Here is a 13,857-nt window from a genome sequence, read left to right as displayed (position 1 = left end):
ATTGGCAATGACGAAAAACGTATTAGTTACAGGTGGAAACAGAGGTATAGGTCTAGAAATAGTAAAAGGAATGCTGTCTAAAGGCTACAAAGTGCTAATGGGGTGTCGAGACGAAGAAGCCGGCCTTGAAGCCAAGAAAGATATTGTGGGAGGGGATTTGCATATTATTGAGATGCCTCTTGATAACGAAACAGCCATCGTCGATGCGTTTGTTCGAGCTGAGGCCGTGTATGGCCCTATTGATATCCTCATAAACAATGCAGGTATCTTAGACGACACGCCATGGAAGGATGTAAATTCTGAGACGTTGGCTAAATCGATGCAAATTAATGTGAACGCCCCGCTTACACTTATCCAGCAAACGTTACCGCAAATGATTGAGCGAGGTTTTGGACGTATTATCAATGTAAGCTCTAGTTACGGTAGCTTCGCCGAGGGGCTGAAAGGGCCAATGTGCTATGCGATAACAAAGGCTGCTATTAATGCGCTTACGGTTAAGATGGCAGCGGTAGTTGATGAAGCTGCTGACGGTAAGTCTCTTGATGTAACCGTTAATAGCATGACCCCGGGTTGGGTGCATACCAGAATGGGGGGGAGTGATGCGCCCAAAACGCCCGAGGAAGGTGCAGATACGGCTATTTGGTTAGCAACCATGGAAGAGGGCGGCCCCCATGGCCAATTCTTAAAAGATAGAGAGCCTATAAAGTGGTAGCCTTAATTAACTAGCCTAATTCATATAGTTTGAAGGCTACCATTTTCACATGCTTTTTAATCAGCATCTTCTAAAGTGAGAATCGCTCTCGTAGAAAGCGGGCGATTCCATCTTCATCGTGATGCCCAATGACGGAAGTGGCGGCGTCTTTGATATAAGGTTTAGCGTTAGAAGGTGCATAAGCCTCGTCTGCTAGCTTAAACATACTTAAATCATTATCACTGTCGCCAAACACAATAACGTTGCTTGCATTCAACTGTTGGCGCAGAAGCGCTACCGCACTACCTTTATTCGCAAGATTGTGGTGTACATCCATCCAACGGTACTCATCCCCTTCGATAGCTGGCCCAGAGTACGCTATCAGTCCTTCGTGCATGTTAAGCTGCTTATACATGTCATAGACTAGTGGTGCATCTCCGATCATACTGATGTTTGTTATATGTGCATTAGCAGGTAGCGACTCTATAGACGCTAGTCGCGCTTTAGTGCGCGAAAAATACTTTTCAATTAAATCGTGTTCCACCTGATGCTTCGGCGACGAATGGTAAATCACGTGCTCGTGATCTGGGCTATCCATATTCACTGTGTTAATGAAAGGCGTAATATTATTATTTACGGCGTGCTCGATAATAAGATTTACTTCACTGGGTGCGAGCAAATTTTCTAGTGTTAGCGCGTTTCCGGCAGGATCCCAAATTGCCACCCCATTATTATAAATGTGAGGGAGTACAAAAGACTGACCTTGTAGCACAAATTGCGCTGAATGCATGGTACGACCCGTTGCTACGGTGAATGCAATGTCTCTCTCACCAAGCAAGCCCAACGTCTCTTTAGTAAACGAGGAGATTTCAGAAGACTTATTTAATAAAGTGCCATCTAAATCAAAAAATATTAAATCCATACAATTGGTGCCTAATCTCTCTTTCAGAATAACGCCGACCAAACGACGAAGGGCAATAAACGTGGAGTTCGTTATATTGCCCTTCGAAAATACTGGAACAGCTAGATTGATAACTCCGCTATGATTACTGTATCACATTCTGCTTTGAAGCAGCGTTCCATATTATGTTGCTAGTTTTGCTACCGAATAGATTCGACCACTTTGTCGGTGTGCTGCTTCAGTAATTGCGAGACTTTAGAAGCAGACTGTGACTTTTTAAGGTTAATTACCAGCGCAACTTTACCATATCTAACCGCGTGTCTTACGGTTTGTATAACCTCATTTCTGTCTGGACGTAAACCGATTAAACCCGCTATGAATAATCCAATGAATATGCCTGGGCTAATTAGTGCTATGTAGGTAAACAAAGGATTTTGTTGAGTAAGCGCTGGGCCAAACTGCGTTAACAAAAATGCCGCCACTAAACCTGCAATCAGACCCATTGAACCAAGCAACAGGTGGGACGACCACATGCTTTTGCCAATGGATGCGCTGTTACGTTCAAGTTTTTCACTCATTTTAGGGTCGCCAGCTTCGATAATTTCTACTTGAGATACCTCAACAGATGTTTGGTCTTGAACTATCTCAAGTACTTCCTGCACTTTAAGTTTTGACGGAAATACAGCCGCGACTTGCAAATCACCGGTTGATACAACATGGGCTCTCAAATTCTCATGTTCATTACTGTTTTCGCTTTTTGACTCTACGTTTTTCGAACTTTGAACATTCATCTTTAAATCCTCGACTTCTTACTTGGACTCTCTAAATCAATCCACTTAACTTGCACTTCAAAGGGTATTGCTGTTCGGCTTCACCTAAGTGCATAAGTAACTCGACAACTATTGTTCATACTTATTCAAGTTGCATTCCGACGAAGAAAAGTAGCGGTTTATACTTTAGTAGAAAAAAGAGAAGGTGCGTTTTTATGTTATTGTTTTTAATTGTTATTTTAGGAGTGTTAAATATGATTTAGTAAGCTTTAAGGCGAAATAAAGAAGGATTTCGAAGCGATATGCTGAGTTTTAGCAAGCGTCACTGCCGGACCAAACAACCGGTACTGTGATAATTTTACACATAGCGTGAAAATTCGTTATGGCCTTTAAAATCACTGTCTTGCCGTGGAAGCGTCGGCTTGCGGCAAGGTTAATTGCGTGTAGTGATCATTTCTGTACGTTCTTCTGTAGATTCTATTTATAAATTGAGATTTGGTACCGTTGTTTGCAATCTGACTAAGAAAGCACAGCGAGCATCTGCGGCCGTAGCAGCACCTTAACAGTCGGTCTTCTTAGCTGGTAAGGACAGGAGTATCTATAAATGAAACGGATTAAGGGCTATTGCAACGTCTACTCTGATGATAGCCATCTATCAATAAGGCGCATCGCTTGCGGTGATAAACGGTTTTACTATCGCTATGCAAGTGGAAAAAAAGTCACAGGAGAGCGCGTGCTAAAGCGTATCAAAAAGCTTGTCATTCCTCCAAATTGGCGCAACACCTTTATAAGCCGTGACAGTAAAGCCAGCGTTCAAGCCGTCGGCTATGACGAAAAAGGACGTAAACAATATATCTATCACAGCAAATGGCACGAGCAGCAGCAAGTAGAAAAATTTGAGCGTTTGGTTGCCTTTGGTAATGCACTTCCTGAGTTCCGTGAGCACTGTCTTTCATTAATTTCACAGCCAACATGGACGCAAGAAAGAGCTTGCGCGCTGGTGTGCCTGTTGCTCGATTACACAGGTGCTAGAGTTGGCAACGCTCAATATAGCAAGGAAAATAACACATATGGGTTAACTACATTGCGGCGCAAGCATGTACAAGCGCAGTGTGACGATAGTGTTGAACTTGCTTACATTGGTAAGCACGGCAAACCAAGAACACTAAAAGTAAACGACCCTGAGCTTGCTTCATTAGTTTGTGACTGTGCGCAACAACAAGGTTACTGTTTATTTCGTTATCAAGATGAGAATAAACAATGGCACGACGTAACGAGCGAAGACGTTAATGCGTTCATCCACAACGAACTAAGTGAACAGTTCAGTTGTAAAGACTTTCGAACGTGGGCATCAAGTCGATTTGCACTAACAAACCTGCCCAGTGTGTATGAACAGATAGCAAACTCCAGAACCAAGAAATGGGAGAGTACGTTAAGTAAGTGTGTTGCAGCAGAACTTGGCAATACTCCCACCGTTTGCAGGAAATATTATATTCATCCGAAACTATTTACTGTGAAAAATGACGAAAAGGCGTGTGAGAAGCTAATTAATCGGGTTCGCTCGCTACATAGTGAAGATTGTACGCAACTTACCCATTTACTGCCTGTAGAAAAGCTTCTTTTGGATGTTATTTCGTCTGAGTGCGCGTAACAAAGTATTTTTAATGAAAATGTTTTAGCTGATAGTAAAGTTGCTGTTTTCCGCGCCTTTGCAGCTAAAGTTAAATTGTTTCATAAATGACTTAGTGTTTTTAAGTTGATGAATAATAATGGTAATTTTGGATTTTATTAGCGTAATATGCTGTGAAACATGGTTGGTGCTAATTTAAACATAAGTGCCTGTTAAACGATGTTGTTTAAAAATTGCACTTGAAATTTTCTGTCAGATCCTTATATTGTTAGAGCTCTAATGATTATTGTTCGATTTAATTATTTGCTTTTGAATTTGAATTAGCAAAGGTTAAATGGCGTTTTCATTTACGAGTTTTCGAAGAGCAATAGAGGAAATAACGAACGTTATGCCAATGGAAAGTTACCTATCACTAGCGGTGTATTTTATAGCGATGTTAGGGATAGGGTTGTTTGCTTACCGACAATCTACCAGTGATATTTCTGGTTATATTTTGGGAGGGCGACAAGTTAGCCCTCAAGTAACCGCACTGTCTGCGGGTGCGTCTGACATGTCTGGCTGGATGCTAATGGGCTTACCAGGTGCAATGTACTTAACCGGTTTCGATGCGGTTTATATTGCAATAGGGTTGGTTGCAGGTGCGTTGGCCAATTATTTACTAGTAGCACCAAAACTTCGCGTTTATACCGAAGTAGCGAACGACTCGCTGACTGTGCCTGAGTTTTTTGCCAAGCGGTTCAACACGCCGAACTCAAGTTTGCGCATTGTTTCAGCGGTGATCATCGTATTGTTTTTCACGCTATACACCTCTGCCGGGTTAGTTGCAGGTGGTAAGTTGTTTGAAAGCGCGTTTTCAGTCGACTATCAGCTAGGCCTATTTATTACGCTGGGTGTAGTGGTGTCTTATACGCTACTTGGTGGTTTCTTGGCAGTAAGCCTTACGGATTTTGTACAAGGGTGCATTATGTTCGTGGCGCTGGTACTGGTTCCAATTGTCGCTTTTACCGAGTTCGATAGCGTGTCGAAAATGACAAGCGCCGCTTATCAATCGGTACCCAATTTTTCTGAATCGTTAGAAACGCTAACGATTGTAGGGTTGCTATCGAGTTTAGGTTGGGGCTTAGGTTACTTTGGACAGCCGCACATTATTGTTCGCTTTATGGCAATTCGTTCTGTTAACGCCATTGGCGCAGCGCGAAATATTGGTATGTCGTGGATGTTAGTGACCATCATTGGTGCTTTGGCAACAGGATTTGTAGGCATTGCCTATGCCAATCAGTTTGGCCTGGCTGTCGATGACCCAGAGACGATATTTATTATTTTCTCGCAATTGCTATTCCACCCACTTATTAGTGGATTTTTAATGGCCGCTATTTTAGCCGCTATTATGAGTACAATTTCGTCGCAACTGCTGGTTAGCGCAAGTTCGTTAACCGAAGACATTTACCGCGTAATGGTAAATAAAAAGTCTTCAACCAAGGCGCTGAGTGAAAAGCAAACGGTAACAATTGGCCGTTATGGTGTAGCAGGTGTAGCTGTGGTTGCATTGTTACTAGCCATGGATGCGTCGAACACAATTTTATCTTTAGTAAGTAATGCTTGGGCAGGTTTTGGTGCAGCATTTGGTCCGTTAGTACTGTTTTGTCTGTATAAAAAGGACCTAACAGCGAAAGCGGCAATGGCGGGCATGATCAGCGGTGCGGTAACCGTACTGTTCTGGATTTATGCGCCCGTTTTAGCTGACGGTAAAACGTTAAGCAGCGTTATTTATGAAATTATTCCAGGGTTTGCGGTAAGTACGTTAACGCTTTATGTGGTAAGTCGCTTTAGCGAAAACCCATCGTCAAACGTACAAGCAACATTTGCGCAAGCCAGTGAAGAATTAGCAAATCAACAATCTTAAGGTTAAAAAGTTTATTATGAGTCATCCAAATTGGAAACGCGTAGTCATCAAAGTGGGTAGTGCATTGATATCGCCCAACCAACAAGGTTGTAGCAGTCATTACCTTTTGAGCATTGCGCAATTTATCGTGCGATGCAGAGCCAACGGTACACAAGTTGTACTCGTGTCTTCTGGTTCTGTCGCAGCGGGCGCGCACCTGTTTCCAGAGCAAGAAAAGTCAGATATTGCAGTTAAAAAAGCAATGGCAGCAGCGGGTCAAACCGAAATGATTGCCACGTGGGACAGACTGTTTGATTTTCCGTCTGCTCAGATGCTTTTAACGCATGCTGATTTGCGAGACAGAGAGCGTTACGTAAGTATCCGTGAAACGATATTCAGTTTATTGGACAACAATATCCTGCCTATCGTTAATGAAAACGACACCGTTACCACTGACAAATTGAAAGTAGGTGATAACGATAATTTATCGGCCATGGTGGCGTCGGCAGCTGAAGCAGATGCACTTATCATCTGTTCAGACATTGATGGGTTGTACGATAAAAACCCGCATGAACACGACGACGCACAATTGCTTAAATCAGTTAATACCATTGATCAAAGCATTTATGACATGGCTGGCGGTGCGGTAAAAGGCGGTGTAGGCACCGGTGGTATGCGCACTAAAATTGAAGCGGCCGAAAAAGCCGTTTCGCATGGTATAGATACATATATTATTAACGGCTTTACTGAACTGTCGTTTAATATGCTGCTAGCAGGTGAAAACCCAGGCACGCATTTCAAACCTCACGCCAAGCCAATGCAAGAGAATGTGCATTGGATGCGCCATACGTCAAACGCGCAGGGCGAGGTGATAGTAGAAGGGGACTTTGACGCCTCTTTAGCTGGCGACGCAGAGCAACTGACAAGTAGCGAAATTATTGACGTGAAAGGTGAGTTCTCGGTAGGCGACACCATTTTAGTACGTAAAGAAGACGGTACTAAACTGGTAAAAGCAAAGTCGAATTACAGTAGCTGTTTATTGAATTTCATTGCGAATCAGGAAAACGAAGAATTCGCCCATGAGTTTGAGGAAAAGACTGGGCCAATTATTTCTGATCAGCACATAGCAAATCTGGAGAAAGAATGAGCATTATTACAGAGTTAGCACAACAGGCAAAAAAAGCTGCACGTACACTGGCTATTTTAAGTGAAAGCCAGAAGAACGCGGTGTTAACTGATATGGCCGCGGCAATTCGTGCAAACAAAAGCAAAATTATTGAAGTAAACGAAAAGGAAGTCGCGCGCGCCAAAGAGAATAACTTAGACGCAGCGATGGTTGACCGCTTAATCCTAAACGATGAGCGTATTGAAGCCATGGCTGAAGGCATCGAAGTTATTGTTGAACTAGACGACCCTGTGGGTAAAGAGCGCGTTATCGGTACACGTCCAAACGGTATTGAGATTAAGAAAATGCGTATACCGCTTGGTGTTGTGTGCATGATATATGAAGCACGACCTAATGTTACTGCCGACGCAGGCGCGCTGTGCTTTAAGTCGGGTAACGCAGTAATATTACGTGGTGGTAAAGAGGCACTAGATACGAGTTTAGCCATTGCTGAACTTATGCAAGACGTGCTGGAGAAGCACAATTTACCAAAAGCGCTGGTAACGGTAGTTCCGAATCCAGATCGTGCATTAATGCAAGAGCTAATGGAGCAGCGTGATTACATTGACGTAATTATTCCACGTGGTGGTGAAGGTCTAATCAACTACGTGACTGACAACGCTAAAGTGCCGGTAATCCAGCACTTTAAAGGTGTGTGTCACCTTTATGTAGACAAGGATGCCAATTTAGATAAAGCCATGGCGCTACTTTTAAATGGTAAAACTCAGCGTACTGGCGTGTGTAATGCCTTAGAAGGCTTAGTTGTACACCAAGCCGTTGCGGGCGATTTTCTGCCTAAAGTGGCCGACGCATTCAAAGAAAAGGGTGTTAAGGTTCACGTAAACGAAAAAGGCAGCCAATACTTTGATGGTGCTGATGTTATTTCTGAAGACGCGTATGGTGAAGAGTATCTTGGTCTGGAAATCGCTATCCGTGTAGTTGACGATTTCGAAGCAGCGGTTGACCACATTGCGCAATTTGGCAGTAACCACACTGAAGTGATTTGCACGGAAGATGCTGAAAAAGGCAAGTTATTCCAACGCGCAGTTGATGCAAGTGTAGTAATGGTTAATGCCTCTTCACGTTTTTCTGACGGCAGTCAACTTGGCTTAGGTGCAGAAATTGGTATTGCAACCACTAAGCTACATGCTTATGGCCCGATGGGCTTGGAGTCACTGACTTCAGAGAAATATTTAGTGAATGGCGAAGGCCAAATTCGCGACTAATAAAAAGATGTTTTAACTGGTCGGCATTGTGCCACGAGTTTACATGCTTCATAATTAAAAGCGCTGACATTCGTCGGCGCTTTTTTTTGCCTATTCAAATATTTACCCTCGGAGTACAGACGGAGCTTACATGGAGATTGTGATAGACCCCGCGCAGTTATGGCATCAATTTATAAGTTTTGCCAATGATTATAAACTGCTGACATCTCTAGTACTTTTAATTGTACTGCACTTTATCAAAAAGGGTGTGTTGCGCCTTATCAGGCGTATTAGTTCTCATCGTGGCGAAGACCGCCGAAACCAAATCAATATCCTAGAGCAGCTGGGTAATGCCTTTATCATTATTGTGTTAATGATGGTATGGAGCTCTGAAATCCAAACACTGGCAATCTCCATTGCTGCCTTTATGGTGGCCATTGTGTTGGCAACCCGCGAGTTTATTCAGTGCTTTATGGGGTTCATTTACTACCTGGGCGCAAGGCCGTTCAGAGTAGGCGACTGGATCCAAATGAACAACATCATTGGTGAAGTGGTAGAAATGGACTGGGCAAAGACAGCGCTTTTAGAAGTAGACCCTGAAAGCTTTAACTACACGGGTAAACACGTGTACGTGCCTAACAGTCAGCTTGTGACTCAAACCGTACGAAATCTTAACTTTATGCGTCGCTACCGTTTGCATTCATTTGAAATAGTGAACGAGCCTTCTGTGAACGCCTATAGTTTGCTTCCAGCGTTTCATGCCAGGGCACAGGCACATTGTGAATATTTTCGCGATGTAGCAGAGCGCTACAAAGGCCTAATTGAACGTCATCTAGAGCAAGAGTTTATTCGCATCGACCCAGAGGTTGAGATAAAAACCAATGAACTTGCCAAAGTGGTGGTAAAGGTAAGCTTGTTTTGCCCTACAGCCGAAGCCCACGAGCTAGAGCACAAAATGTGCTCAGACTGGTTAAGTCTGTGGTTCAAAGCGCAAAAAGAAGAGCAACGCCAGCTTCACGCACAGCACAGCGATTCCTCTTCAGTGCAAAGCCAAGCTAAAGCAATGCCTGAAGCACAGACAACTACTAGCGGTGCGCTATAGCGTTTATTCCAAGCACGTCCATTCTCGGTGGCTGGTAAAGTGGCCTTGTAAAAAGGCCATTTGGTCAGCCAAAATTCGCCTGTTCATTAAATAAAAACGCTCGTACACATTTGGCCTAAACGGAACCGCGAGTAGAGGCATGTTGGCTTCTTCTGGCGTTTTCGCACCTTTCGCGTGATTACACCGCTGACAAGCCGTGGCAACGTTCGTCCAACTGTCTTTTCCGCCGCGAGAGCGTGGGATGATGTGGTCTCGGGTAAGCTGCTTTGGCGTAAATTTATTGCCGCAGTACATACACAGGTAGCTATCGCGCCTAAACAAATAGCGATTAGTAAGGGCAACTTTGCCAGATAAATCTGTTACCTTGCCGTCGCACGCGATAATACTAGACAGGGTAAGCTGACTTTGCAGCCCTTCGTGATTCCAGCCTCCCTTAAGCGTAATAGCATCGCTACCTAGCTCAAATAGCACCTTATCTTGACTGTAAAGCTTTGCGGCTTGTTCAACATCTATCCACTCTTGTGGCATGCCTGCTTTATTAAGTCGAAGTACCAACATGGTTATCTCCTTTAGCACACTAATATTAGACGTTCTTGTTGTGGTTAATCACTTCTGCGCATTGGTCGCACGTGATGTTTATTTAAGTTCTTACTTTGTTCGCTTTTTGTTCTAGCATACGCTGTTTTGTGTCAATATGATGAAAATATAGTCAATAATTGAAATTTCACAGATATTTCATATAGTCATGGTGCTATAGGTGGTAGCGGTTAATGACCAAATAACACGACAAATTCCGCGCGGGGCTGCATTTGACCATGGTATTAACGCTACTTCATGGCTATACTATGCGCCGCGTTTAAAAGCGATAAAATAAAGATTGAAATTAAAGGACAAATAGTGACTCCTATTACTAAATCATTTCAGTATGGACAGCATACTGTAACTCTAGAGACGGGTGTAATTGCTCGTCAGGCAACAGCTGCGGTTCTTGCGAGCATGGACGATACGTCTGTACTGGTAACAGTAGTTGGTAAAAAAGAAGCCAAAGCAGATCAAGACTTCTTCCCACTTACTGTTAACTACCAAGAAAAAGCGTACGCTGCGGGTAAAATCCCAGGTGGTTTCTTCAAGCGTGAAGGTCGTCCATCTGAAGGTGAAACACTGATTGCACGTCTTATCGACCGTCCAATCCGCCCATTATTCCCAGAAGGTTTCAAAAACGAAGTACAAGTTGTTGTTACTGTAATGTCTGCTAACCCAGATATCCCTACAGACATCATCTCTATGATTGGTACTTCAGCAGCCCTTGCTATCTCTGGTATTCCTTTCAACGGCCCAATCGGTGCGGCTCGTGTTGGTTTTAGCAACGGTGAATACATTCTAAATACACGCGCAGAAGAGCAATCTGAAAGCGAGCTTGACCTTGTTGTTGCGGGTACTGAAGGCGCAGTACTTATGGTTGAATCAGAAGCAAGCGTGCTTTCTGAAGACACCATGCTAGGTGCGGTTATGTTCGGTCACGAGCAAATGCAAACTGTAGTTAACGCAGTTAACGAATTTGCTGCTGAAGTTGGCACTGAGAAGTGGGACTGGGCACCAGAAGCAGAAAACACTGCGCTTAAAGACAAAGTTAAAGCACTAGCTGAAGCAGAAATGACTGCGGCTTACCAGATTTCTGACAAGTTAGAGCGTAAAGACGCAGTAACTGCAGCAACTGAAAAAGCACTTGAAGCTATCCTTGCTGAAGACGAAGAACAAGACAAGAAAGAAGTACTAGACCTTCTTCACGACCTTGAGTCTGACGTTGTACGTTCACGCATTCTATCTGGCGCGCCACGTATCGACGGCCGTGACCCAGCAATGATCCGTGCACTAGACGTAGCAACAGGTATTCTTCCTCGTACTCACGGTTCTGCACTATTTACTCGTGGTGAAACGCAGGCACTTGTAGCTGCTACGCTTGGTACAGAGCGTGACGCACAGATGATTGACGAGCTTCAAGGTAAGCGCGACAGCCGTTTCATGCTTCACTACAACTTCCCTCCATACTGTGTTGGTGAAACCGGTATGATTGGTTCGCCTAAGCGTCGTGAAATTGGTCACGGTCGTCTAGCGAAGCGTGGTATTCAAGCCGTAATGCCAAGTGAAGAAGAATTCCCGTACGTAGTACGTGTGGTTTCTGAAATCACAGAATCAAACGGTTCATCTTCAATGGCGTCTGTATGTGGTACTTCACTAGCGCTTATGGATGCAGGTGTTCCAATTAAAGCGTCTGTTGCGGGTATCGCAATGGGCCTAGTTAAGAGTGACGACAACTTTGTTGTACTTTCAGACATCCTTGGTGACGAAGATCACCTTGGCGACATGGACTTTAAAGTAGCGGGTACTACCGAAGGTATTACTGCACTTCAAATGGACATTAAGATTGAAGGTATTACTAAAGAAATCATGCAAATTGCGCTTAAACAAGCAAAAGAAGCACGTTTGCACATTCTTAACGTAATGGACGAAGCAATTGGCGGTCACCGTGAAGAGCTAAGTGAATTTGCTCCACGCATTTACACCATGAAGATTGATCAAGACAAGATCCGTGACGTTATCGGTAAAGGCGGCGCAATGATCCGTCAAATTACTGAAGAGTCTGACACTAACATCGAGATTGAAGACGACGGCACTATCAAAATCTTCGCGACAGAGCGTGCGAAAGCAGACATCGCTATTAGCAAGATTGAGCAAGTAACGGCTGAAATTGAAGTTGGTAAGACTTACAACGGTAAGATTACACGTATTGTAGACTTCGGTGCGTTTGTAGAAGTACTTCCAGGTAAAGAAGGTCTTGTTCACATTTCACAAATCGCTCACGAGCGTGTGAACAAAGTAACTGACTACCTAGAAGAAGGCCAAATGGTTGACGTTAAGGTTATGGAAATCGATCGCCAAAACCGTGTACGTTTAAGCATTAAAGAGCTTCTAGAAAAGCCTGCGCCTAAGTCTGACGACGCAGAGTAATGCCGATTAGGTTTTAAACCTAGTTAGCTGTATATAAGTAAAAAGGGAGCTTGGCTCCCTTTTTTCGTTTTGGGTTTTAAAAGCCGTAACGGGTTGGGTTTTACTCTTTAACCCACACGTTTAAGCCATACACTTAGGCCATAACGAAAAGCGCTTTTTTAGAGGTATTAGATAATGGATAAGCAAACGCAAACCGAAGTAGAGGCAGCGGTATTCCGCCGCTTAGTAGAACACTTAGACGCAAATAAAGATGTTCAGAACATTGACCTAATGATTTTGGCGGATTTCTGCCGCAACTGCTTGGCGAAATGGTATTCGGCGGCTGCAAGCGAGCAGGGCGCTGATATCGACTACGAAGCCGCACGCGAAGTGATATACAAAATGCCGTATTCAGAGTGGAAAGAGAAGCACCAGCTTCCTGCTACTGACGAGCAGTTGGAGAAACTGGCTGCTAGGCAGGGGAAGTAGTTTTTAGATAGGACGGAACTTGTCTTTGTGTTTTGAAAGCCAGCTTATGCTGGCTTTTTTGTTTTTGGGTGGGGTGGAATACATTGAAAGCATTTGCATGCAGAATCGTTGTATTTGATATATGAGTGATAAAAGGTATTGCGGTTTTTCTTTATTTTTCTGTTGGTTGTGGGGTATCGTATTTCTTAATACAAGGACAGGTTCCCGAAAGTGGTGTGGTAAAGCATGACGGTTTGGGGACGGGTAAGCTTTTAGGGCTCCGAAGAATTTCAGAATGGAGAGTTAAATTGAAGTTAAAAAAAGCGTTAGAAAGCCTAGGTAAAGAAGAGTCAATTAGGGTTGCTAATCAGGCTGCCTCGGATTTAGGCATAGAGTGGTATGGGGGTATATCTATTGTTTTCAACGCCATTGCCTCTGATGTTGAAAGGGCACCTGGAAATATTGGTGGTAAAAATGACAATGAATACGATGTTATTCGCAAATGGATTTCGAAATACCAAGCTGGAAAAAGTGGGCGGGCGAGCCGAAGATTCTCAAATCCACCTGGCACAGTTGCCGATCCAATTATTGAAAAAATTATTGGCGCTAGGTTAAGTGGTCTCTCTCAAGATGATTTGCACCGAATTAATTATGCCCACAGGCTGGGTATGTCTGCTGAAAATATTCTAGGTCTAATTTTAGAGGAGTACTTAGCAAATGAATTGGAGCCTTTTCGTTGGCATTGTGCATGGGGAGAAACTGTAAAATCTGTTGATTTCGTGAATGAGGATGGAAGGCTTCTCCAAATTAAAAATCGGAGTAATTCTGAAAACAGCTCAAGCAGTGCTGTTCGAAATGGGACACAGATTGAAAAATGGTTTCGCATAAAGGCACGTAGGGTTGAGTATATGTGGGGCGCCTTAAATGATATTTGCGGCACCTCTTCTCTTTCAGAAGAGTCTTTTGTGAGCTTTGTGCAAACCACCCTTGAAAACAACCCTGCTTGTCTAGCTATAGAGCCTGAAAATCCTTGGAATTAACGAGGGAAGCTGGGG

The 13,857-nt window shown here is 43.6% G+C and carries 12 protein-coding genes; 9 read left to right on the top strand and 3 right to left on the bottom strand.

Annotated elements, in window-relative coordinates:
• Positions 1-7 precede the first annotated feature (7 nt).
• Positions 8-712, top strand: coding sequence for an SDR family NAD(P)-dependent oxidoreductase (locus tag F0261_RS02215; RefSeq protein WP_171337115.1), 705 nt, complete (start codon positions 8-10; stop codon positions 710-712).
• A gap of 70 nt (positions 713-782) precedes the next feature.
• On the opposite strand, the gene F0261_RS02210 is transcribed toward F0261_RS02215, so the two are convergent.
• Both F0261_RS02210 and F0261_RS02205 read right to left on the bottom strand, forming a co-directional pair.
• Positions 783-1,613: an HAD family hydrolase gene (locus tag F0261_RS02210; RefSeq protein ID WP_171337114.1), complete on the bottom strand. Its 831-nt coding sequence runs from the start codon at positions 1,611-1,613 to the stop codon at positions 783-785.
• A 179-nt stretch (positions 1,614-1,792) separates the two neighbouring features.
• Positions 1,793-2,383, bottom strand: coding sequence for a hypothetical protein (locus tag F0261_RS02205; RefSeq protein ID WP_171337113.1), 591 nt, complete (start codon positions 2,381-2,383; stop codon positions 1,793-1,795).
• 583 nt (positions 2,384-2,966) lie between these two features.
• On the opposite strand from F0261_RS02205, the gene F0261_RS02200 reads away from it, so the two are divergent.
• From F0261_RS02200 to F0261_RS02180, 5 genes are all read left to right on the top strand, one after another.
• The gene (locus F0261_RS02200) at positions 2,967-4,013 is read left to right on the top strand and encodes a DNA topoisomerase IB (RefSeq protein ID WP_171337112.1); all 1,047 of its coding nucleotides are present in this window, start codon (positions 2,967-2,969) and stop codon (positions 4,011-4,013) included.
• A 367-nt stretch (positions 4,014-4,380) separates the two neighbouring features.
• Positions 4,381-5,895, top strand: a complete 1,515-nt coding sequence (gene putP / locus F0261_RS02195; RefSeq protein ID WP_171337111.1) for a sodium/proline symporter PutP — start codon at positions 4,381-4,383, stop codon at positions 5,893-5,895.
• A gap of 16 nt (positions 5,896-5,911) precedes the next feature.
• Positions 5,912-7,021, top strand: a complete 1,110-nt coding sequence (proB, locus tag F0261_RS02190) for a glutamate 5-kinase (RefSeq protein WP_014949381.1) — start codon at positions 5,912-5,914, stop codon at positions 7,019-7,021.
• Positions 7,018-8,265, top strand: a complete 1,248-nt coding sequence (locus tag F0261_RS02185; RefSeq protein ID WP_039229394.1) for a glutamate-5-semialdehyde dehydrogenase — start codon at positions 7,018-7,020, stop codon at positions 8,263-8,265. The genes proB and F0261_RS02185 overlap by 4 nt, the downstream gene beginning before the upstream one ends.
• A 130-nt stretch (positions 8,266-8,395) precedes the next feature.
• Complete coding sequence (locus tag F0261_RS02180) at positions 8,396-9,346, top strand: mechanosensitive ion channel family protein (protein ID WP_171337110.1); 951 nt, start codon at positions 8,396-8,398, stop codon at positions 9,344-9,346.
• Between the two features lie 3 nt (positions 9,347-9,349).
• Here F0261_RS02180 and F0261_RS02175 read toward each other — a convergent pair whose 3' ends face one another.
• A complete protein-coding gene (locus F0261_RS02175) occupies positions 9,350-9,904 on the bottom strand; it encodes an HNH endonuclease (protein WP_014949384.1) in 555 nt (184 codons plus the stop codon).
• A gap of 339 nt (positions 9,905-10,243) precedes the next feature.
• On the opposite strand from F0261_RS02175, the gene pnp reads away from it, so the two are divergent.
• From pnp to F0261_RS02160, 3 genes are all read left to right on the top strand, one after another.
• The gene (gene pnp, locus F0261_RS02170) at positions 10,244-12,355 is read left to right on the top strand and encodes a polyribonucleotide nucleotidyltransferase (protein ID WP_171337109.1); all 2,112 of its coding nucleotides are present in this window, start codon (positions 10,244-10,246) and stop codon (positions 12,353-12,355) included.
• 174 nt (positions 12,356-12,529) lie between these two features.
• Positions 12,530-12,823 carry a DUF1244 domain-containing protein gene (locus tag F0261_RS02165; protein WP_049587806.1) on the top strand — a complete coding sequence of 98 codons (294 nt, stop codon included), beginning with the start codon at positions 12,530-12,532 and terminating at the stop codon, positions 12,821-12,823.
• 125 nt (positions 12,824-12,948) lie between these two features.
• Entirely contained in the window at positions 12,949-13,842 is an 894-nt protein-coding gene (locus tag F0261_RS02160) for a SinI family restriction endonuclease (protein ID WP_171337108.1), read from the top strand.
• Positions 13,843-13,857 lie beyond the last annotated feature (15 nt).

Source organism: Alteromonas sp. 07-89-2, from assembly GCF_013113925.1.
Taxonomy (GTDB): domain Bacteria; phylum Pseudomonadota; class Gammaproteobacteria; order Enterobacterales; family Alteromonadaceae; genus Alteromonas; species Alteromonas macleodii.
Note: the sequence above shows the minus strand (reverse complement) of the source record. Positions and strands in the feature narration are given on the sequence as shown.

Bases quoted from the DNA above. Each gene is read 5' to 3' on its own strand.
- F0261_RS02200 (WP_171337112.1), top strand. From the start codon at position 2,967: ATGAAACGGATTAAGGGCTATTGCAACGTCTACTCTGATGATAGCCAT.
- F0261_RS02210 (WP_171337114.1), bottom strand. From the start codon at position 1,613: ATGGATTTAATATTTTTTGATTTAGATGGCACTTTATTAAATAAGTCT.
- proB (WP_014949381.1), top strand. From the start codon at position 5,912: ATGAGTCATCCAAATTGGAAACGCGTAGTCATCAAAGTGGGTAGTGCA.
- putP (WP_171337111.1), top strand. From the start codon at position 4,381: ATGCCAATGGAAAGTTACCTATCACTAGCGGTGTATTTTATAGCGATG.
- F0261_RS02165 (WP_049587806.1), top strand. From the start codon at position 12,530: ATGGATAAGCAAACGCAAACCGAAGTAGAGGCAGCGGTATTCCGCCGC.
- F0261_RS02205 (WP_171337113.1), bottom strand. From the start codon at position 2,383: ATGAATGTTCAAAGTTCGAAAAACGTAGAGTCAAAAAGCGAAAACAGT.
- F0261_RS02215 (WP_171337115.1), top strand. From the start codon at position 8: ATGACGAAAAACGTATTAGTTACAGGTGGAAACAGAGGTATAGGTCTA.
- F0261_RS02175 (WP_014949384.1), bottom strand. From the start codon at position 9,904: ATGTTGGTACTTCGACTTAATAAAGCAGGCATGCCACAAGAGTGGATA.
- F0261_RS02185 (WP_039229394.1), top strand. From the start codon at position 7,018: ATGAGCATTATTACAGAGTTAGCACAACAGGCAAAAAAAGCTGCACGT.
- F0261_RS02180 (WP_171337110.1), top strand. From the start codon at position 8,396: ATGGAGATTGTGATAGACCCCGCGCAGTTATGGCATCAATTTATAAGT.